Origin of the sequence: Variovorax sp. OV329 (assembly GCF_900114785.1) — a bacterium.
Taxonomy (GTDB): domain Bacteria; phylum Pseudomonadota; class Gammaproteobacteria; order Burkholderiales; family Burkholderiaceae_C; genus Variovorax.
The window spans coordinates 84,752-105,006 of sequence record NZ_FOUG01000007.1; the positions used below are offsets into that span (position 1 = coordinate 84,752).

Below are 20,255 nucleotides of genomic sequence, written 5' to 3' on the forward strand. Positions count from 1 at the left end.
CGTTCAATCGAGGCGGAAGCGGCGCTCGGCATAGGCGTAGAGCGGGCGCCAGATGAATTTGTTCATCAGCACCACGAACAGCGACATCACGGCGATGCTGGCGATGATCAGCGGCGTGTCGCCGCTGCGGGTGACGTCTGCGATATAGGCACCCAGGCCCTGGGCGCGCAGCGTGGTGTTGCCCCAGGTGGCCAGCTCGGCCACGATGCTGGCGTTCCAGGCCCCGCCGGCCGCCGTGCAGGCGCCCGTGACCCAGAAGGGAAAGATGGCCGGCAGGATGAGCGTGCGCCACAGCGGCCAGCCGTGCAGGCCGTTGACCTTCGCCGCTTCCTTCAGGTCGTTGGGAATGGCCATGGCGCCCGCGATCACGTTGAACAGGATGTACCACTGCGTGCCCATGGCGATCAGCAGGATGCTGCCCCAGTCCAGCGAGATGTGCGAGGCCGCGAACCAGCCCACCACCAGCGGGAAGGTCATGTTCACGGGAAAGGAGGCGCCGATCTGCGCCAGCGGCTGCGCCAGGCGCGCCACCTTGGGCTTGGAGCCGATCCACACGCCCACGGGCGTCCAGATCAGCGTGGCCAGCACCGTCATGGCCAGCACCCGCAGCATGGTGAGCAGACCCAGCCAGGCGATGTGCCCGAACTCCTTCCACGACAGCGCGCCGCGCAGCTCTTCGGCGGCCACGACCAGCTCGCTGAGAACCTGGTAGACCAGCCAGCCGACCACCAGCACGGCCACGCCGCGCCAGAGGCGATCCGGGCGCAGCACACGGCGGGGCTGCGCCTGGGGCGGCTCGCGGCTTCCAAGCCTGCCGGCCAGCTCGCCCAGGGGCCGCCACACGTGCTCGCCCAGCCAGGTGAAAAGGTAGGCGCCGCGCAGCAGGTTGTAGACCCAGGACGTGGCCGGCATCTGCGAGACCGTCAGCTCGATCTTGAAGCGGTCGGCCCAGGCCAGCAGTGGCCGCCACACCAGCTGGTCGCTGGCCAGGATCAGCACCACCATCGCGATCACCGCCCACAGCGCCGCATGGTGGTCGCCCTGGCTCAGCGCCTGCGCCATGTACGAGCCCAGGCCGGGCAGCTGGATGTCGCGGTTCATCACCGAGATGGCTTCGCTCTGCGCCACGAAGAACCAGCCGCCGCCGAAGGACATCATCGAGTTCCAGATGAGGCTGTGCGTGGAGGCCGGCAGTTCCACCGTGCTGAAGCGCTGCCAGCGCGTCAGGCGGTAGGTGGTGGCGGCCTCCTGCATGTCGGTGGGCACCGTGACCATGGAGTGGTAGAAGCCGAAGGCCATGTTCCACACCTGGCCGGTGAAGATGGCGAAGATGGCCGCGCACTCCACCCCCATCAGGCTGCCCGGGAACAGCGCCATGAAGCCCGTGACCGTGGCCGAGAGGAAGCCCAGCACCGGCACCGACTGCAGCACGTCCAGCGCCGGCAGGATGAACATGCGAGCCCGCGCACTCTTGGCGGCCAGGTAGCCGACGGAGATCGCGAAGGCCAGCGAGAAGGCGAAGGCGATCCACATGCGCAGCAGCGTGCGCCCGGCGTAGTAGGGAATCCCGGAGACCGAGAGGTCGACGCTTTCCTGCTTCGACGCATCGAAGTGAACCAGCATGCCCTTGCCGAAGTGCAGCGCACTCCAGAACAGCGCCACCAGGGCGAGCATCACCACCGCGTCCACCCAGGTGAAGCCCTGGCGGGGCGCGGCCACCTGAAGTTGGGGGGCAGTACTTTCCGTCACGGGGGCGAACCCTAGCAGAAGAAGCCGCCGCCGATCCGCAGTGGCGGCGCGCGATCGATGGTGCGGCCAGCAGGCGGCCAGCGTGCTGGCGGCACTACGAAAGCATGGCGAGGCTGGCCAGGCGCGGCATCCGCTACTGGTCCCGGCGGGGCCCAGGCAGGTAGCGCACCGACAGCACCCCTTCGATGGCGGCCAGCTCGGCCAGCAGCGATTCGCGCACCCCGCTGTCCACATCCACCAGCGTGTAGGCCATGTCGCCGCGCGACTTGTTGACCATGTTGTGGATGTTCAGGCCGGCCTGCGCCATGGCGGTGGAGATCTGGCCCAGCATGTTCGGCACGTTGGCGTTTGCGATGGCCACGCGGAAGGCCGACTCGCGCGCCATGCCCACCGATGGAAAGTTGACCGCATTGGCGATGTTCCCGTTCTCCAGGAAGTCGCGCAGCTGGTCAGCCACCATCACGGCGCAGTTCTCCTCCGCCTCGCGGGTGCTCGCGCCCAGGTGCGGCAGGCAGATCACCCGCTCGTTGCGCAGCAGGGCCGCGCTGGGAAAGTCGCACACATAGCAGCCCAAAGCGCCGGTTTCCAGCGCGACCAGCGCCGCCTCGTCGCTCACCACGCCCTGGCGCGAGAAATTGAGCAGCACCGCGCCGCGCGGCATCAGGCCGATGTTCTCGGCATTGACCAGGTGCCGCGTCGCGTCGACCAGCGGCACGTGCAGCGTGACGAACTGGCCATTGCGCAGCACCTCCGACACGCTGCCGGCACGCCGTACCTGCGAAGGCAGGCTCCATGCCGCATCGACCGTGATGTCGGGGTCGTAGCCCAGCACGTCCATGCCCAGCTTGATGGCCGCATCGGCCACCAGGCAGCCGACCTTGCCCAGGCCCACGATGCCCAGCGTCTGGCCCGCCAGCTCGAAGCCGTTGAAGGCGCTCTTGCCCTGCTCCACCGCCTTGTCGAGGTCGCCGCGCAGCTCGCCGAGTTCTCCGGCGACGAAGCGCAGCGCGCCCGGCAGCTTGCGCGCGGCCATCAGCATGCCGGCCAGCACCAGTTCCTTGACCGCGTTGGCATTGGCGCCCGGCGCGTTGAACACCGGCACGCCGCGCGCGCTCATGGCCGCCACCGGGATGTTGTTGGTGCCGGCGCCGGCGCGCGCGATGGCGCGCACGCTGGCGGGAATGTCCATGGCATGCATGTCGGCCGAGCGCACCAGCACCGCATCGGGTGCCGGCACGCCCTTGCCTGCAAAGTAGCGCGCCGTGGGCAGGCGGGCCAGCCCGCGTGGCGCGATCTCGTTGAGCACCAGCACCTGGAATCGGCTGCCTTCGGCAACGTCTCCCTCAGCCATGGCGGGCCTCGAATTCCTTCATGTAGGCCACCAGCGCGGCCACGGCCTCCAGCGGCAATGCGTTGTAGAGCGAGGCACGCATGCCGCCCACCGAGCGGTGTCCCTTGAGCTGCACCATGCCGCGCTCCTCGGCGCCCTTGAGGAAGGCGTCGTCCAGCGAGGGGTCGCGCAGCTTGAAGGGCACGTTCATCAGCGAGCGGTCGGCCGGCGCCACCGGGTTGAAGTAGAACTGCGTGCCTTCCAGGTACTGGTAGAGCAGCCCCGCCTTCTCCCTGTTGCGCGCCTCTACGGCGGCCAGCCCGCCCTGCGCCTGCAGCCAGCGCACCACCAGGCCCACGATGTAGATGGTGTAGGTGGGCGGCGTGTTGAACATCGAATCGGCGTCCGCCTGCACCTTGTAGTCGAAGGCCGAGGGCGTGATGGGCAGCGCCTGGCCGATCAGCTCGTCGCGAACGATGACCATCGTCACGCCCGCCGGCCCCACGTTCTTCTGCGCACCGGCGTAGATGAGGCCGTAGCGCCTCACGTCGACCGGGCGGGACATGAAGTCGCTGGACATGTCGGCCACCAGCGGCACCTGGCCGGTGTCGGGAACGGCGTGGTACTGCACGCCGCCGATGGTCTCGTTGGAGCAGATGTGCACGTAGGCCGCACCCGGGTCCAGCTTCCAGCTGTCGCGCGGCGGGATGTGCTTGTAGCCGTCGGCGGCGCTGCTGGCCGCGATGTTCACCTGGCCGTACTTCTTGCCTTCCTTGATGGTCTTGAGCGACCACTCGCCGGTGTCGACCACGTCGAAGCCGGCATGCCCGCGCAGCAGGTTCATCGGCACGATCGCGTTCTGCCCGATCGCCCCGCCCTGCAGGAACAGCACCTTGTAGTTCGAGGGCACGCCCATCAGTTCGCGCAGCAGTTTCTCGGCCTCGGCGTGGATGGCGATGAACTCCTTGCCGCGATGGCTCATCTCCATCACCGACATGCCGCTGCCATGCCAGTCGAGCATCTCGTCGGCCGCCTGACGCAGCACCGCCTCGGGCAGCGTGGCGGGGCCGGCGCTGAAGTTGAAGACACGCTTGGACGTGGTGGTCGTCATCGGAATGCACCTCCTGGCCTTCGGGCAAGGAGCGCATTGGGCAGGACGTTGACGCAAATTGCAACGGCGGCAAAAGCGTGTGCCCGGGCGCGCGGTTGACACTTCGACAATGGCTACGCAAAAAAACCAATCTAACGTCTAGTTGCACTTTTTCCATTCCGGTGCTTTCATGAAGCCGGGTTCGCACCGGACCCCAACAGGGAGTTGCAGCTATGAAGATGTCGGTTTTTCACCGGGTCCGTACGCTCACCGTACCTACCTTTCTGCTCGCTGCCGCAGGGCACGGGCAAGTGCTCGCGGCGGATGGAACGATCCACTTCGTCGGCGCCATCGTGGCCGAGCCTTATGAAATCACCCATGCCGCGGCGCCGCCGGCGATTGGCCGGATCCATGCCGGAACGGGCAGCGATGTGGTGTTCGAACGGCAGTGGATCGACCGGCCCAGCGCGCGGGTGTCCATCCAGTCGCTTGGCGCGCAGCCACTCGCAATGGCCTTTACCGACAGCGGTGGCCGCCGGCGCGGCGTTGCGCCGCTCGGTGAATTCGCAGTTGGGCGCGATGGGGGCAGCCTCTCGTTGGCGCCGATGCGGGCACCGGGCCCGGCCGCCGCGCTGCTGACCGTGGCCTACGACTGAAGGCCTTGCCTGCCCACGTCCTACGCCCTTTGGACGGCTCACGGCGCGTTGACGCCTTTGAGAACTAAAGACATACTTTGTAGCCCGCGAACGCAAACAGGGGGCTGCCATGGGATCACTCACGCACTATGCCGTGCCGCTTCGCCGTCTCCCGGCGGCGCTGGTGCTGCTCTGCGCGCTTCCCCTGGCATCGGCCGGCGATGATTCCCAGCGCCTGGCCTCCATGAGCGAGACCGAGCTCGATGCCGGCATGAAAAGCGGCGTGCAGGTCGTGATGCAGCGCGTGCCGCTGCAGATGGAAGACCAGTCGGTGCTGGTGGGCGCCGAGTACGAGCCGGCCAGCCGCGTAGCCACCTACCACTACATGCAGGCCACCCGGCTCGACCCGGCGGCCCTGCGCAATCGAGTCACTGCCAAGAACTGCGCAACGCCGAACACGCGCGCCATGATGGGTCGCGGCATCACATTCCGCCATCTGTACATGGTCGGAGAGCGCGAGCTCAACGTGACGGTGCGCGACAGCGACTGCCCCAGCCGGGGCTGAACTCCGGGTTCAGCTGCCCGCGGGCGCGAGCGCTGCGGCCCAGCGCTCGGCCATCGCGGGCGAATTGAAGCAGCTCGTGTGCTCGGTCGCGGTGCACACCGCCCGCTCCAGCAACTGGATGTCGGCCTCGTGCTGGCGTGCCACATGCGGGTCTTCGAAGAAGATGGTCTTGTGGCAGCGCCGGTCGAGCACAAGTTCGGCAATCTGCGCGTCGCCGCCCATGGGCCCGCTCTGGTAGCGCGTCACCCACGGCTGGCCCGCCGGCCAGCCGCGCGACCAGGCCAGCTCGTTGAGCAGGCTGCCGGTGGTCCCGGTGCCCACGCGCGATGCAAAGCGCGAGAGCAGTTCGAAATGCTTCGCTGCGAACTCGACCATCCGCTGCTTGAGCGCATCGTGCGCGATCAGCGCCACGGTCTGCCCATCCAGCGCCTGCGACAGCACGGCAGCGTCGCCCACCCCGGCGTGCACGCATTCCACCGCCATCCATTCCTGGGCGCCGCGCGCCGTGGAGACGAAAGGCTTGCCGTGGATGACGCACTGGCGCTTGAGCGCCAGCGTCTCCGGGTACAGGGACGAGGGATCGACCGGGTCGACGAAGTAGATGACGCCGTCCAGCGCATGCTCGGGCGCCAGCCCGCCGGCGATGCAGGAAGCCAGCCGCATCACGCCGCCCTGCATGCCCGTGGGCAGGCGCACCGTCGGCACGCCGTGCTGCAGCAGGCCCAGGCGCGCAAGCGCGTCATAGGTGCCGCCCACCGCATGCAGCCCGAGGCCGAGGGCGCGGACCTGCGCCTCGCTCCCGCGCGCCCAGCGGGCCAATGCCCCATCGGCGTCCTGCCGATGGATGCGATGCGCGACCAGACCGAAGCGCATGCTGCCGTCCGTCAAGCCGCACCGTCCGAAGGTGCCGCATTCCACGTACCTGGATCGCCCGCCTTGGGCTCGCTCCACAGGCACGGGCCGCACATCGTGGCGACGTAGACTGTCTTGCCGGCGCGCGTGCCACTGACAACCGGGGTGCTGCCGCAGACTTCACACTCTCGCGTGTAGTCGGGTTCGTAGCGATCAATGGAAGTGATGGGGTCCATGTTCAGCCTTCCGTGGGACAGGTTGCGGGGAACGCAAGCCGTGAATCTGCGATTCACGGTTCGTGAATTCTTCCATTGCACCGATGACCGCGCGAAGTCCGAGTTACTGACTCGGCGAAGCGCCGAACCTATAGTCGAATACTTGCCGGTTTCGACGCATGCGTAGTTAAAAAGCATTCATAACACAACAACACGCCAACAACACTTCGCTAATGCTGCTTTTCGCATCTTCATGACCTCCGGCATCCTCACGATCACTGGCACCGACGGTGCGCCCTACTCGCTCGGCCAGCCCATCTGGGTGTTTGCCGGCAACGCGCTGCTGGCCAAGCTGGATCCGGTGCCCTTGCTCAAGAACGGCACCGAGCTGCACATCGAAGCCTTTGCGCCCACCCGCCTGGTGCGCGAGGAACCGCGGCACGTGGGGCGCCTGATCTTCCTGGAAATCTGCGACTTCATTTCCCAGAATTTCCAGCAGATCCAGGCCGTCAGCTTCGTCCTGTCGCGCCAGATCGACCTGATGGGCGGCGGTGCCGAGGTGGCCGCGTCCCGCTCCGAAACCATGAGCCGCATCGGCGCAGTGGACGTGCACATGACGCCCAAGTCCGATGCCAAGCCCGGGCACTTCGCGGTGTCTGGCGTCTGGATCTACAGCGAGCGCACCTATGCCGCCCTGCTGTCGGTGCTCGAGCAGGAGCGCCAGTACTACCGCCAGCGAGCCATCGGCGCACGCGCCAACGAACCCACGGGCGTGATCGCCCGTCTTCGGCATCTGGTGTCCGGTGGCGCCTGAGGGCGTTGGGCATGGCTTCGCTGTTCCCTTCACCGGATTGCATCGGGCTGGCGCCTGGTGCCGTGCTGCTGCCCGGCGCCGCGCTGGATGACGAGACAGGCATCGTCCAGGCCCTGAACGAGGTGCTGGAGCAGGCGCCGCCGCGGCACATGCTGACGCCCGGAGGACTGCGCATGTCGGTGGCGGTGAGCAACTGCGGCGGGCTGGGCTGGGTGAGCGACCGCAGCGGTTACCGCTACGAACGACTCGACCCCGACAGTGGCCGGCCCTGGCCCGCCCTGCCCGACAGCTTCGCACGACTGGCCCGCGCGGCAGCGTCGCGCGCCGGCTTCGAAGGCTTCGAGCCGGACGCCTGCCTGGTGAGCGTCTATGCGCCCGGCGCACGCTTGAGCCTGCATCAGGACAAGGACGAACGCGATGTGGCCGGCCATCCGCTGGTCTCCCTCTCCCTCGGGCTGCCGGCAGTGTTCCAACTCGGCGGCCTGGCGCGCGGCGACAGGACGCTCAAGGTGCCTCTGTCGCACGGGGACGCGCTCGTATGGGGCGGCGCCTCCCGGCTGCGCTATCACGGCGTGGCGACAGTGAGCGACGGCGAGCATCGGCTGCTCGGCCGTCGGCGCATCAACTTGAGCTTCCGCCGGGCAGGCTGAGTCGGCGGAGCGCATCGTCCCGGTGCGCACCAGGAAGCAGCCTTGCGCACCAGTCGCGGGCCTTGGGCACCAATATTGCTTTCAATCGGCGCTTCACGTCGACGCAGACACCGTCTCGCACCATTCAAGAGCATTTTCATCACCAAACTTCATGAACGCACCAACTCAGGGCGCAAACACGCTATTCATCCTTCTCGGAGCGATCATGGTGCTGGCCATGCATGCCGGCTTCGCTTTTCTTGAGCTGGGCACGGTCCGCAAGAAGAATCAGGTCAATGCCTTGGTGAAGATCCTCGTCGACTTCTCGGTCTCCACCGTCGTCTATTTCCTGGTGGGCTATGGCGTCGCCTACGGCACGCACTTCTTCGTGGGCGCCGAAGAACTGGCCAGGCAGAACGGCTATGAACTGGTGAAGTTCTTCTTTCTGCTCACGTTTGCGGCCGCCATCCCCGCCATCATTTCCGGCGGCATCGCCGAGCGTGCCAAGTTCTGGCCGCAGCTCATCGCCACGGCCGTGATCGTCGGCTTCGTCTACCCCTTCTTCGAAGGCATCGCGTGGAACAAGCACTTCGGCGTGCAGGCCTGGATCTCCGGCCTCACAGGCCACGAGTTCCATGACTTCGCCGGCTCCGTGGTGGTGCATGCCATGGGCGGCTGGCTGGCATTGCCGGCCGTGCTGCTGCTGGGTGCCCGGCGCAATCGCTACCGCGGCGATGGCTCCCTGAGCGCCCATCCGCCCTCCAGCATTCCCTTCCTGGCGCTGGGCGCCTGGGTACTGACCGTGGGCTGGTTCGGCTTCAACGTGATGAGCGCGCAGACCCTCGACAAGATCTCCGGCCTGGTCGCGGTGAACTCGCTCATGGCCATGGTCGGCGGCACGCTGGCCGCGCTGTTGATCGGCAAGAACGACCCGGGCTTCGTCCACAACGGCCCGCTGGCCGGCCTGGTGGCGGTTTGCGCCGGCTCCGACCTGATGCACCCCCTGGGCGCCATGGTGGTGGGCGCGGTCGCAGGCGGCCTCTTCGTCTGGACCTTCACGCTCACGCAGAACAAATGGAAGATCGACGACGTGCTGGGCGTGTGGCCGCTGCACGGCCTGTGCGGCGCCTGGGGCGGCATTGCCGCCGGCATCTTTGGACAGACGGCGCTGGGCGGCCTGGGCGGCGTGAGCTTTTCCGCGCAGCTGATCGGCGTACTGCTGGGCGTTTCATGGGCACTGGTGGCGGGCGGCGCCGTGTACGGTGCACTCAAGACCCTGCTGGGCCTGCGCCTCTCGAGCGAAGAAGAGTACACCGGCGCCGACCTGTCGATCCACCGCATCACCTCGGCGCCGGAGCGCGAGCCGACCTGGTGACGACCCCGGCGCGCGACGCGCGCCGACGCTTCTCCATCAAGCCGGCAAGGCCCGCTGCAGCAGCGCGTCGATGTCGATTCCGCGCGTATCGACGGCCCCCGCCACACGGCCCCACTGCGGGTCGAAGCGAGTCGCCACGAAGGCGTCGGCCACGAAGGCCGGCGCATTCTGGCGCAGCAGCGAGGCCTGCGCGGCCAGCACCAGACGCTGCGCGAAGCGGCGGCCCAGGCCTTCGAGCTGTTCAGGCGGCGTGGCGAGCATCTCGCGGAGCGCCTGCAGCTCGCCCACGATGCGCGCATCACCCTGCGCACCTTGCGCCAGCGCATCGAGCAGCTCGAAGGCGGCCTGCGGTTCGCGGCCGATGGCACGCATCACGTCCAGGCACATCACGTTGCCCGAGCCTTCCCAGATCGAGTTGACCGGCGCCTCGCGGAACAGGCGCGCCATGGGGCCGTTCTCCACGTAGCCGTTGCCGCCGAAGACCTCCATGGCTTCGCCCGTGAGCTCGACCGCGCGCTTGCAGACCCAGAACTTGGCCGCCGGCGTCATCACGCGCTTCCATGCGCGCTGTGCCGGGTCGTCGCCGTTCTCGTAGGCCTGCGCCAGTCGCATCGCCAACTGCAACGCGGCCTCGCTTTCCAGCGCCAGGTCGACCAGCACGCCGCGCATCAGCGGCTGGCGCACCAGCACGTTGCCGAAGGCCTTGCGCTGGCGTGCGTACGCAATCGCCTGCACCGCCGCCTGCCTGAGCATCGCCGCGCTGCCCAGCACGCAGTGCAGCCGCGTGTAGGTCGCCATCTCGATGATGGTGGGAATGCCTCGGCCCTCCTCGCCCATGAGGATGCCCCAGGCGTCCTGGAACTCGACCTCGCTGCTGGAATTGCTGCGGTTGCCCACCTTGTCCTTCAGGCGCTGGATGAGGATAGGGTTCTTGCTCCCGTCAGGCTTCCAGCGGGGCACGAAGAAGCAGGAGGGTCCGCCCTCGGCAGTGCGTGCCACCACCAGGTGCGCGTCGCACATGGGCGCCGAGAAGAACCACTTGTGGCCGCGAACCAGGTACTCGCCGCCGCGGCCGCCCGCGGCGACGGGCGTGGCGGTGGTGGTGTTGGCCCGAACATCCGATCCGCCCTGCTTCTCGGTCATGCCCATGCCGATCCAGATGGAGGACTTCTGCTCGATGGGGATGTCGCGGGGGTCGTAGCTGTCGCTCATCAGCTTGTCGCCGTAGCGCGCCCAAAGGCCGGGCTCCTTGCTGAGCACGGGGATGGAGGCCTGCGTCATGGACAGCGGGCACATGGCTCCGGCCTCGACCTGTCCCTCCATGTAGAAGTGCGCGGCCCAGGCGGTCCAGCGGCCCCGCCGCTGTGCATCGCGAAAGGCCGTCGAGATGGAGCCGGCCTCGCGGTGCAGGCGCATCAGTTCGTGCCACGAGGGATGGAACCGGACCTGGTCGATCCGACGGCCACGCGCGTCGAAGCCTTCGAACTCCGGCGTGAACCGGTTTGCTTCGGCCGCCCATGCCCAGGTCTTCGCCTCGCCCAGCCTGCCGCCATAGTCCGCCAGCGAAGCGTCGGCCCAGTCTGCACCGCCTCGCTCCATGGCTTCGCGCAGCGCCACGTCGGTGCCGTAGAGGTTGTAGTCCGACAGTTCGTCGAACTGGTTGCTGATCTCGTGTGTCTTCCAATCCATGGTGATCGTCCCCAGGCGTTGTCTTCGTGCAAATGCTTGGAATCAAAGTCTAGGCAAATCGACGCATGGGGGTGTTCGGATTTGCACCGCCGAGCGAACCCGGCCCTTGTCGCACTTGCCTGTTCAGGTTCCGGCTCAGGGGATCGGACACGAATTTGCACTGGATGTTCGATTGACAGCCTCAGGTGCCACTGCGAGACTGCGCCGCGTCATTGGATGAAAGAACAAGGAGGTTCAATTGACGAAGCCATCTCTTTTTGCGCAGCTTGCGCGCTTGCGCCGGCCACTGGCCTGCGCGGCCCTGGTATGCGGCGGCCTGGTGCTCGCCGGCTGCTCGAGCACGCCAGGCGCCCCCACCGCGGCGCCAGCTGCTTCCAGCACGAGCGCAGACGCCGCCGCCAGGCCGGCCGCGGCCACACCTGCGCCGGAGAAGAACCCCGCCGTCATCGCCCGGATGAAGGAAATGAGCGCCTACCTGCGCTCGCTCAAGACCTTCCAGGTGACTTCGCAGACCACCATCGACGACGTGATGGACACGGGCCAGAAGATCCAGTTCGGCGGCGTGGTGGGCTATCGCTTCGTGGCACCCGACAAGCTGCGCGCCTTCGTTCGCAGCGACCGCGTCTGGCGCGACTTCTACTACGACGGCAAGACGCTCACCCAGGTGGCGCCGCGAATGAACTACTACGCCAGCATGCCGGCCTCCGGCACCGTGGGCAGCGTCCTCAGGAAGATGCTCGACGAGTACGACATCGACATGCCGCTGGGCGACCTGTTCACCTGGGGCACCACCGAGGACAGCGTCAACAATCTCACCTCGGCCATCCTGATCGGCCCGGCCTACATCGACGGCGTGGAAGTCGAGCACTTCGCTTTGCGCCAGGACGCCGTGGACTGGCAGGTGTGGATACAAAAGGGCGAGCAGCCGCTACCGCGCAAGCTGGTCATCACCACCACCGACGAAGTCCAGCAGCCGCAGTACATCGCCAACCTGAGCTGGTACACCAGCATCCGTCCGCGGCCCGGCGAATTCACCTACACGCCCGCCAAGGGAGCGATGCGCATCACGCAGGCTCCCAAGAATGCACAGCAGCAGCCGGCCGCCAAGTGAAGAAAGGGAGCGCCAAATGAATCGCAAGCTCTGGAAGACGCGCTATTTGCTCTCCACCCTGTTGGCCAGTGCCCTGTTCGTGTCGCTGGCCGAGGAGGCCATGGCCGACCGCATGGTCAGCGGCGGCACACGCACCTCGGTCAACCGCAGTGCCAGTGCCAATGTCAATCGCAACGTGGGCGCCACCGCCAACACGAACGTCAACCGAAACGTCAATGCCAACGTCAATCGGAACGTGAACACCAACGTGAACCGCAATGTGAACGTCGATGTGGATGTGGACCGCAACTGGCACCCGGTGGCCACCGCCGCGGTGGCCACTGCCGCCGTCGCCACCACGGCCGCGGTTATCGGCTCGATGACGCGCACCCTGCCGCCTGCCTGTGTTCCGGTGCAGGCCGGCGCCGTGGTCTATCAGCAATGTGGCGGCGTGTACTACCAGCCGCAGTACGTGGGCACCGCAGTGCAGTACGTCGTGGTACCGGCACCCTGATTCACGGACTCCAATCCCCGGCCCAACGGCGCCAGGCACGCGGCCTTGAGAGGCGCGACTGCCGGCGCAAGGCCGGCAGTTGAAAATGGTTGCGGACGCAGTTCAGCGCGCGTTGCGCCGGGCCAGGTCGAGGTTGCCGCCGGTGGTGTTGAAGGAGATGGTGGGCGCGCTGAAGTCGCTCAAGGGCGCGCCCAGGCCGATCTCGCCGCTGCCGTGCAGAACGCACTCCTCGCGGCGCAGCGCGATCTCGCCGCTGGCGCCTGCGGTGCCATGAAAGCGCACCCAGGTGCCATAGGTGCTCACGTCCACCAGTACGCAGCTGCCGCTGCGCGCCTCGATGCGCGCATGCAGGCGTGAAACCCGCGGATCGTTCACCACGAACTGCGCCTCGTCCACCCGCCCCAGGTGGATGGGCAGCTGCGTGGCCCGGAAGGACGTGCGAACGTCCAGCCAGCTCAGCTCGATCTGGCCGAAGGTGGAATCGGGAACGCGCTGCGGTGGCACCAGGGTTGCGGGCATGGTGAGGAACTCCGTGACCTCGTCCTGCCAGTCGATGCGGTAGACCACCGGCATCTCGTTCTTGCCGCGGATGTTGATGGGACCCAGGTTGCGATGGCGCGCGTCGACGCCGCCCAACTGGTCGATCACTGCCTCGGTGGCCCAGATCTGGCTCGGCCCGGCCAGGTCGCTCAGGCGGGAAGCCAGGTTGACCGCGTCGCCGTAGCAGTCGCCATCGACCTCCACCACTTCGCCGCTGGCCACGCCGATCTGCAGCTCCATGCGCAGGGGTGCGGGCCAGGTCAGGAGGCGCTTCTGGTGATTGCGCTGGAGCTCGAGCACGGCGCCGGTGGCGGTGCCGCCACTGGTAAAGACGGCGAAAACGCCGTCACCAAGCGACTTCACGACCCGGCCACCGTGGGCTTCGCACACGCTCCCGATCCACTGGATCAGCCGCGTGACCGTCTCGGTAGCCCGCGCATTGCCCATGGCTTCGAATACGCGCGTGCTGCCGGTCAGATCGGCAAATACAACCGTCGTTTGAGCGCCCATGTATTAGTAATGCTTCCTCGCGATCCCTTCCTTGCGATCGCCTGGGTGATTATGGCAAATAGTCACATTCCGCACGGAAATGTCGCCCTGCCCGCTTGCAAAACATCGAGAAACCGTGGCGCTCTGGCGATTTGGCACAACACTTCTCCTCAATGTTGGGGATAGCGAGAAAAAGTAATACGAAGGTTGGCTTTCCTCTGAAGCCTCATGAGCATTTGTGTGAACTATGTTGTTTTTGAACAAGATTAACTGTTAACCATCTTGTCTAGGCCACCCCACCACCGTTAATGTTCACCACGCAACAGGACGTTTGACCTCTAGACAGTTCGTAAACATGGTGACCCTGCGTAAGCTCATTCGCTTTCTGCCGATCCCGACTTTTGGCCTTCGCCAATCGGAGGAACGGCGCGCCGGCGAGATCCGCGTGGCCATGCTGAACATGCTGCGCCTGCACGGTGGCCATTCGGTCGGTCGGGTGGCCCAGCGCGTGCAATTCGCCGACGACCTGGAAGCGCTGTGGTACCTGCGCCAGGACGTGATGACCGCCCTGGGCGACATCGACAGCGAAGGCTCGGCCCGCCACCAGATGAAGCAGATCAACAGCATGTTCCGGGGTCGCCTCCCCGATGCCATGGGTCCGCGCACCCATAGGCGCATCCCCTCCTGACCCATCGCGCCTGCCCGCCCGCGGCAGGCCGCCTCCCCAAGATCAGCCCGTCACGCCGGCATCAGCCGCCTCAATGGTGGTGTGCGTGGTCGTGGTCGTGGTCGTCATGGCCATGGTGGCGGTGGCCCCAGACCATGAACACGTCGCGGCCGTCCGCCGCGAGCTCGACCTGGGCGCCGACGGGCAGCAGCACCTTGGTCGGCACATGGCCGAAGGGCAGCCCGGTCAGCACCGGCACTTTCAGCAGGCCACGCAGCCGCTCCACCACGCCCGGCAGGCCGAAGCCCCGGTCGTGCGGCACCTTCTTGTAGCCCGTGAACTGGCCCAGCACGACGGCCTTCTGCCGCGCCAGCACACCGGCGTGCCGCAGTTGGTCGAGCATGCGCTCGACGCGGTAGGGGTGCTCGTTGACGTCCTCCAGGAACAGCACGCCCTTGTCCACGGCCGGGAAGTACGGCGTGCCCAGCAGGGCCGTCAGCACGCACAGGTTGCCGCCCCACAGCGTGGCGCCATGGATGGCGCGCAGCTTCTCGCCCACGGCCGCGTCGCGCGCCGGCAGGCGCCAGCCGGTGCCTTCGCCCTGCCCGTGCAGCAGGTCGTCGAAGCAAGCCTCCATGATGTCGTCGGCGCCGGCTTCGGCACCAAAGTCCTCGCCCAGCGCCGGACCCGCCCAGGTCACCGCGCCGGTCTTGGCCAGCATGGCCAACTGGAAGGCAGTGAAGTCGGACAGGCCCACGAACTCGGTGCCGCGGTCGATGGCCTTGGCCACCGCCTTGTAGGGCAGTGCGTCGAGGATGCGGGTCAGGCCGTAGCCGCCGCGCGAGATGAGCGCCACGTCGGCGCCGCTGGCCGCGGCCCGGCCGATGGCCGCCAGGCGGGTGGCGTCGTCGCCGGCAAAGCGCTGCTGGCTCTTCAGTGCGGCCTCGTCGACCTCGACCTCGTGGCCCAGCGCCTTCAGGCGCTTCACGCCGCGCTTGAATGCCGCCTTGTCGCGCACGGCGCTGGAGGGGGAATAGATGTAGATGTGCTTTTTCTTGCTCATGTCGCGGCGAAGTATCCCATTGCGCGCCGGGCCAGCGCCCTCGCTTCCCCGGGCGCGACCTGCCGCGCCTTGCGGGGCTTGCCGAAGACACGCAAGGCGGCCTCGTAGCCGCGATCGGGAAATGGCGCGCGCCGGGCGTCTTCCAGTTCCGGCGCGGGGCTTTCCGGGGCGATCAGCAATTGCGCCACGCGCCCGGGCGCGGCGGCAGCCAGGGCCTCGCCAAGGCCTCGCATGCTCTCGGCGACGACGAGCACGGCCCGCTCTACACCCACTCGCTCAAGCCACTGCTGCAGGACATCCCGGTGCCAGTCGGCCGTGTGGAAGGCCTCGCGCTTGGGCTTGTCGCTCTTGCCGAAGCCGACCAGGTCAGGTGCCAGCACACGCGGCACGCCGGCCGCGAGCAGCGCTTCGATCAGGCCGCGCTCATGGTGGCTCCACAGTCCGGCGCCGTGCAGGCAGACGCAGGCCGGACCGGGTGCCGCATCCGGTGCTGTGTCCAGGTAGCTCATCCTCAATCCCTGCAAGGCCGCGAGGTCCGCGAGCTGGCATTCCGTCCAGGGGGACGGTGCCAGGCCGTCGAAGCAGGACTCGGGTGTGCGCAGGGCATCGTCGCGCAGGGGCTGGGCGGCGGCCTTCGCCACTTCGCGACGGCCACGGAAGAAGCCCTGCAGCAGCTGCGCGCAATCCTCGGCCAGCACGCCGCCCTGTACCTGCGTCTGGTGGTTGAGCTGCGGTTGGGCGAACAGGTCCACCACCGAGCCGGCCGCCCCGGTCCTGGGATCGGCCGCGCCGAAGACGACGCGCGACAGCCGCGCATGCAGCATCGCACCGGCGCACATGGCACAGGGCTCGAGGGTGACGAAGAGCTCGCAGCCGTCGAGCCGGTAGTTGCCCAGCGCCCGGGCGGCGGCACGCAGGGCCTGGATCTCGGCATGTGCGGTCGGGTCGTGCCCGGCCACCGGCGCGTTCCGGCCGGTGGCCAGCACCGCCCCATCCTTGACCAGCACTGCGCCAACCGGAACCTCGCCCGCGTCCATGGCAGCACGCGCCTCGGCCAGCGCCAGCGCCATCCAGTGCGCATCCTTGCCGTCCTTGGCAGGGCTTGCGCTGCTCACTTGGCCTCGTCGGGCAGCGCGCGCGGCTGCTGCATGGCGGCGTCGAGCGACTGCTTGAACTGCTCCTGCACCTGGCGCGGGTTCGACGTTGCCGCCGCCGGCGCTGCCTGCCCCGTCGCGGAAGGCAGGGCGGGCGCGACGGTGGTGCCCAACTGCTTCCTGAGCAGCAGGCCGACGATCACCAGCGCCAGCACCAGCCCCAACAGCCCGAAGATGCGGATCACGAGTCCAGCTCCTTCGGCGAGGGCATCGCGTCCACCTGCAGGCCCAGGCGGCGCATCCAGCCGGCCAGTGCCTGCTCGTCGGGCGACCCCGAGGCATAGCGGGCATGCAGTGCCACGTGGGATTCCGGACGGTGCTGGTTGATCTTGATCTTGCACTGCAGCTGGGTGACGCGCAGCTCGAAGCCCACGATGCCGGCCAGCAGCTTCAGCTGGAACTCCTCGCCCAGGTCGCGCCATTGCTGCGCGTAGGGCGGCTCGTGCTCGCCGATGAGGCGCTTGAGCAGCGCGTCCTTTTCCGGCGGTGTCTCCACCAGCCGGGCCTGCACGGTGCAGTGCACCGCCAGGTAGTTCCAGGTGGGCACCCTCGCCAGGTCCGGGTAAACCGAGGGCGACATATAGGCATGCGGCCCGAGGAAGGTGACCACCGCCTGCGGCCTGGCCTGGAGATGGCGCCATTGCGCGTTGGGCTTGGCGCAGTGCCCCCAAAGGACCAGCTCGCCGTCGCCGCGCTCTTCCGGCACCAGCGGAAGATGGCTGACGAAGGGAAGCCCCTCGTCGTCGGTGGTGATCAGGCTGGCGAAGGCGTTGGCGCGCATGAGCTCGACGGCCACGGCGCGGTCCTTGGCATTGAATTGAGGTGGCAGGTACATGGCTGCAGGTGTGGTGGGGCCAGTGGCTAGTGTGCCAGCGACCCGCCCTCCCGCAGTCGCTTCGAGATCGCATTGTTCAATTCGCCGACGCTGGCCTGAAGCGCGGCCAGGGCATGCAGCGCTTCATCCCGGCGGTCGGCCAGAACCGCGGCCTCCAGCACTTCGCAATCGACCTGCACCTGCCGTGCCCGAACCAGGCGCGCTGCCCCCTTGATGCGGTGCGCCAGGGACGCAGCCTGCGCCCCCGCGCCGGTGCGAACCAGGCCGGCCAAGCTGACCAGGTCGCCCACGTTAGCATGCAGCAGGGTGGCCAGGAACTCGGCCTCGACCCCGGGGTCGCCGCCCGCGACGGTCCTCAGTGCGCCATCGAGGTCGGCAGCCGGATGCTGCGGCACCGTTCGGACCCGCGCATCCAGCAGGCGGCGCTGCAAGGCGCGCCGCAACTCGTCCAGGGCCAGCGGCTTGGCCAGGCATTCGTCCATGCCGGCATCGAGCGCCAGGTGCCGGTCCTGCTCCCGCACGTGGGCGGTGCAGCCCAGGATCGGGCAGCGCAGCCCGCCCCGCTCTTGTTCGATCGCGCGGATCCGGGCTGCGAGCGTGTAGCCATCCATCACCGGCATGGCGCAGTCGGCGATGACGGCATCGATGCCGCCTCCTTGCCAGATGGCCAGGGCCTGTCGGCCGTCTTCCGCCACCACCGCTTCAAAGCCAAGAAAGGCAAGCTGGCGCTGGAGCAGCAGGCGGTTGGCCGGATGGTCATCGGCCACGAGGATGTGCAGGCGCCCAGGCATGGGCGCAGGTGGACCGCTCCTGTCTTCGTCGTCTGTCTCCGCCCCGGGTTCCGGCGGGGCCGACACGGTCAAGGGCAGGCGCACCCGAATGCTGGTCCCCTTGTCGCGCCGGCTGTCCACCGCGATCTCCCCGCCCATGCGCTCCACGAGCCGCTGGGCGATGGTCAGGCCCAGGCCGGTGCCGCCCTGCGTGCGCGCGCCGGCCGCCGTCGCCTGGAAAAAGGGGCGGAACAGCTTTCGGACGTCTTCCGGATCCATTCCGATGCCGGTATCGGCGATCTCCAGCAGCACCGACTCCGCGCCGCCGGCCACGCCTTGGCTGGCCAGCCGGATGGCGACCTCGCCCGCGTCGGTGAAACGGATTGCGTTGCTCACGAGGTTGTTGAGGATCTGACGCAGCCGCGCTGCATCCGCCTCGTGCCAGGCCTGGAGCGATTCGTCGATCTCGATTTCGAAGCGAAGCCCCCGCTGCGACGCCAGGCCCTGGAACACGTCGGCCACCTCGCGCACGAGCCGCGAAAGCCGCATTGGCCGCGCCACCAGGTCCAGCGCCCCGGCTTCCACCTTCGAGAGATCCAGCGCGTCGTCGATCAGGCTGAGCAACGCGTGCGCGGCGCCAAGCGCGAGTTCGGCCGAGTCGCGGTCGGGCTGCGCGAGACGGCCCTCGCGCAGCAGCAACTCCAGCACGCCGAGCACAGCGTTCATCGGCGTGCGGATCTCGTGGCTCATGGTGGCCAGAAAGCCCGATTTCGCGCGGCTTGCCGCCTCGGCCTTCGAGCGGGCCGACTCGACCAATTGCGCCAGCCGATGGCGCGCGGTGATGTCGACCACACCGCTCACCAGGCCCTGCGGCGCGCCATCGGGCCGCACCGCAATCGGCGACGCCCAGTGGATCACGCGCCGCATTTCGCCGCCCACGCGCAGGTCCAGGTCATCGCTTATCGCCGAGCCCTCGGCGAGCAGATGCAGGTAGCCCTGGTGAATGTCACGGGCCAGCCCGGCGTTCTCGCCTTCGGCAACGGCTTCGGGCAGGCTTTTTCCGGTGACCATCGGCCACGACACGCCCAGCAGCTTCAGGTAGGCGCCGTTGCAGAAGCTCAGGCGGGCCTGCGCGTCGCGCACCGCGATGGCGTGCGGCATGCCTTCAAGTACCGCACGCTGGAAGCGCTGCTGCTCCCGCATCGCCATCTTCATCGCATGATGGCGCGCGGTCTCGACGCTCAGCCGTTGGCGGCCATCCGCGATCAGTGCGAGGCACAGCGCCCATGCCAGGGCCGCGGCGAGCCAGACTGCGCCCAGCCCCCAGGCGTCCCAGGGGCCGCTGGCAACGGACACGCCCGCTGCCAGCAGGCTGGCGCCTGCCAGAACCCACGCAACCGTGCGCCAGTGCCTGAGGCGCACGCCAGGCCTTGCATCCATGGGGTAGCTGAAGCCTCAGAGGGCCAGGCGATGGGCGCGCGCGAAGTCCACCAGCTCCACCATCGTGGAGATCTTCAGCTTCTCGAGCAGCCGCGACTTGCAGCTGCTCACGGTCTTGTTGCTGATTTGCAGGGCTTCGCCGACTTCCTTGTTGCTCAGGCCCCGCGCCAGGTACTGCAGCACGGTGACCTCGCGGTCGGACAAGGAGTCGATGAACCCGGCCTGCGCGCCGCTTGGCGGTCGCGGCCCGGCAAAGAGCGCCGATTTCGGAAAGACGCTGTAGCCGGCCAGCACCGAGCGGGCGGCCTGCACGATGGCCGACAGGTCTTCCGACTTGCTCAGAAAGCCGCTGGCACCGGCCAGGAGCGCGCGCGCAGCGAAGACGGACTCCTGCTGGGCAGACAGCACCAGCACATGAATGTCCGGGTTGGAAACTCTCAGGCGACCCATGAGTTCCAGGCCGCTCAACTTGGGAAGGTCCAGGTCCAGGATGACCAGCGCGGGCAACTTCGCGCGGATCACGCTGAGCGCCGCGGGGCCGTTGTCGGCCTCGCCCACCACCTTGAACACACCGCTGGATTCCAGTGCCGAGCGCACCGCCAGGCGAATGGCCGGGTGGTCGTCGACGATAACCGTCGTTCGCATCTTGTTCTCCCTGCTGACCCGACTTGCCGAACGTCCCGAGCGAAGCCTGGAACGCGGCAGCCATGTTTTCGGCCATTCTAGTGCGCAGGAAAGATGCACCGTCGC

General features: G+C 67.7%; 21 protein-coding genes. 8 read left to right on the forward strand and 13 right to left on the reverse strand.

Annotation, left to right across the window (positions count from 1 at the left end; all coding sequences use genetic code 11):
• Positions 1 to 3: 3 nt before the first annotated feature.
• The 3 genes from BM345_RS13730 to serC form a co-directional block, all read right to left on the reverse strand.
• Positions 4 to 1,749 carry an ABC transporter permease gene (locus BM345_RS13730; RefSeq protein ID WP_254789725.1) on the reverse strand — a complete coding sequence of 582 codons (1,746 nt, stop codon included), beginning with the start codon at positions 1,747 to 1,749 and terminating at the stop codon, positions 4 to 6.
• Between the two features lie 133 nt (positions 1,750 to 1,882).
• Complete coding sequence (locus BM345_RS13735) at positions 1,883 to 3,100, reverse strand: phosphoglycerate dehydrogenase (protein ID WP_093380325.1); 1,218 nt, start codon at positions 3,098 to 3,100, stop codon at positions 1,883 to 1,885.
• Positions 3,093 to 4,190, reverse strand: coding sequence for a 3-phosphoserine/phosphohydroxythreonine transaminase (serC, locus tag BM345_RS13740; RefSeq protein ID WP_093380327.1), 1,098 nt, complete (start codon positions 4,188 to 4,190; stop codon positions 3,093 to 3,095). Before serC ends, BM345_RS13735 begins: the two co-directional genes overlap by 8 nt.
• 212 nt (positions 4,191 to 4,402) lie before the next feature.
• Here serC and BM345_RS13745 point away from each other — a divergent pair, with 212 nt between their 5' ends.
• Both BM345_RS13745 and BM345_RS13750 read left to right on the forward strand, forming a co-directional pair.
• Positions 4,403 to 4,825, forward strand: coding sequence for a hypothetical protein (locus BM345_RS13745; RefSeq protein WP_093380329.1), 423 nt, complete (start codon positions 4,403 to 4,405; stop codon positions 4,823 to 4,825).
• Positions 4,826 to 4,934: 109 nt separating this feature from the next.
• Positions 4,935 to 5,369 carry a hypothetical protein gene (locus BM345_RS13750; RefSeq protein WP_093380330.1) on the forward strand — a complete coding sequence of 145 codons (435 nt, stop codon included), beginning with the start codon at positions 4,935 to 4,937 and terminating at the stop codon, positions 5,367 to 5,369.
• Positions 5,370 to 5,378: 9 nt separating this feature from the next.
• Here the strand turns inward: BM345_RS13750 and BM345_RS13755 are convergent, their stop codons facing one another.
• Complete coding sequence (locus BM345_RS13755) at positions 5,379 to 6,242, reverse strand: methylglyoxal synthase (RefSeq protein ID WP_093380721.1); 864 nt, start codon at positions 6,240 to 6,242, stop codon at positions 5,379 to 5,381.
• 11 nt (positions 6,243 to 6,253) lie between these two features.
• The gene (locus BM345_RS29710; protein WP_139237518.1) at positions 6,254 to 6,457 is read right to left on the reverse strand and encodes a hypothetical protein; all 204 of its coding nucleotides are present in this window, start codon (positions 6,455 to 6,457) and stop codon (positions 6,254 to 6,256) included.
• Between the two features lie 232 nt (positions 6,458 to 6,689).
• On the opposite strand from BM345_RS29710, the gene BM345_RS13760 reads away from it, so the two are divergent.
• The 3 genes from BM345_RS13760 to BM345_RS13770 all read left to right on the forward strand — a co-directional run bounded on the left by BM345_RS13760 (position 6,690) and on the right by BM345_RS13770 (position 9,254).
• Entirely contained in the window at positions 6,690 to 7,250 is a 561-nt protein-coding gene (locus BM345_RS13760) for a hypothetical protein (RefSeq protein ID WP_093380332.1), read from the forward strand.
• A gap of 11 nt (positions 7,251 to 7,261) precedes the next feature.
• Complete coding sequence (gene alkB / locus BM345_RS13765; protein ID WP_093380334.1) at positions 7,262 to 7,900, forward strand: DNA oxidative demethylase AlkB; 639 nt, start codon at positions 7,262 to 7,264, stop codon at positions 7,898 to 7,900.
• 151 nt (positions 7,901 to 8,051) lie between these two features.
• Positions 8,052 to 9,254, forward strand: a complete 1,203-nt coding sequence (locus BM345_RS13770) for an ammonium transporter (protein ID WP_093380336.1) — start codon at positions 8,052 to 8,054, stop codon at positions 9,252 to 9,254.
• 36 nt (positions 9,255 to 9,290) lie between these two features.
• On the opposite strand, the gene BM345_RS13775 is transcribed toward BM345_RS13770, so the two are convergent.
• Entirely contained in the window at positions 9,291 to 10,943 is a 1,653-nt protein-coding gene (locus BM345_RS13775) for an acyl-CoA dehydrogenase family protein (RefSeq protein WP_093380338.1), read from the reverse strand.
• A gap of 238 nt (positions 10,944 to 11,181) precedes the next feature.
• Between BM345_RS13775 and BM345_RS13780 the strand changes: the two genes are divergently transcribed.
• Positions 11,182 to 12,054 (forward strand): DUF2092 domain-containing protein, encoded by an 873-nt coding sequence (locus BM345_RS13780; RefSeq protein ID WP_139237519.1) that lies wholly within the window; start codon positions 11,182 to 11,184, stop codon positions 12,052 to 12,054.
• Positions 12,055 to 12,070: 16 nt separating this feature from the next.
• A complete protein-coding gene (locus tag BM345_RS13785) occupies positions 12,071 to 12,547 on the forward strand; it encodes a hypothetical protein (protein WP_093380342.1) in 477 nt (158 codons plus the stop codon).
• 102 nt (positions 12,548 to 12,649) lie between these two features.
• On the opposite strand, the gene BM345_RS13790 is transcribed toward BM345_RS13785, so the two are convergent.
• Complete coding sequence (locus tag BM345_RS13790) at positions 12,650 to 13,597, reverse strand: adenylate/guanylate cyclase domain-containing protein (protein ID WP_093380343.1); 948 nt, start codon at positions 13,595 to 13,597, stop codon at positions 12,650 to 12,652.
• 334 nt (positions 13,598 to 13,931) lie between these two features.
• Between BM345_RS13790 and BM345_RS13795 the strand changes: the two genes are divergently transcribed.
• Positions 13,932 to 14,264, forward strand: a complete 333-nt coding sequence (locus tag BM345_RS13795) for a hypothetical protein (protein ID WP_093380345.1) — start codon at positions 13,932 to 13,934, stop codon at positions 14,262 to 14,264.
• A gap of 70 nt (positions 14,265 to 14,334) precedes the next feature.
• Here BM345_RS13795 and BM345_RS13800 read toward each other — a convergent pair whose 3' ends face one another.
• The 6 genes from BM345_RS13800 to BM345_RS13825 form a co-directional block, all read right to left on the reverse strand.
• Positions 14,335 to 15,306 (reverse strand): LD-carboxypeptidase, encoded by a 972-nt coding sequence (locus BM345_RS13800; protein WP_093380347.1) that lies wholly within the window; start codon positions 15,304 to 15,306, stop codon positions 14,335 to 14,337.
• Positions 15,303 to 16,421: a tRNA adenosine(34) deaminase TadA gene (gene tadA, locus BM345_RS13805; RefSeq protein ID WP_302847539.1), complete on the reverse strand. Its 1,119-nt coding sequence runs from the start codon at positions 16,419 to 16,421 to the stop codon at positions 15,303 to 15,305. Before tadA ends, BM345_RS13800 begins: the two co-directional genes overlap by 4 nt.
• Entirely contained in the window at positions 16,418 to 16,645 is a 228-nt protein-coding gene (locus tag BM345_RS30405; protein ID WP_368086481.1) for a hypothetical protein, read from the reverse strand. Before BM345_RS30405 ends, tadA begins: the two co-directional genes overlap by 4 nt.
• Entirely contained in the window at positions 16,642 to 17,295 is a 654-nt protein-coding gene (locus tag BM345_RS13815) for an FMN-binding negative transcriptional regulator (protein ID WP_093380349.1), read from the reverse strand. Before BM345_RS13815 ends, BM345_RS30405 begins: the two co-directional genes overlap by 4 nt.
• A 26-nt stretch (positions 17,296 to 17,321) precedes the next feature.
• Positions 17,322 to 19,421 (reverse strand): ATP-binding protein, encoded by a 2,100-nt coding sequence (locus tag BM345_RS13820; RefSeq protein ID WP_175545006.1) that lies wholly within the window; start codon positions 19,419 to 19,421, stop codon positions 17,322 to 17,324.
• Between the two features lie 99 nt (positions 19,422 to 19,520).
• Positions 19,521 to 20,150 carry a response regulator transcription factor gene (locus BM345_RS13825; RefSeq protein WP_093380353.1) on the reverse strand — a complete coding sequence of 210 codons (630 nt, stop codon included), beginning with the start codon at positions 20,148 to 20,150 and terminating at the stop codon, positions 19,521 to 19,523.
• Positions 20,151 to 20,255: the final 105 nt, after the last annotated feature.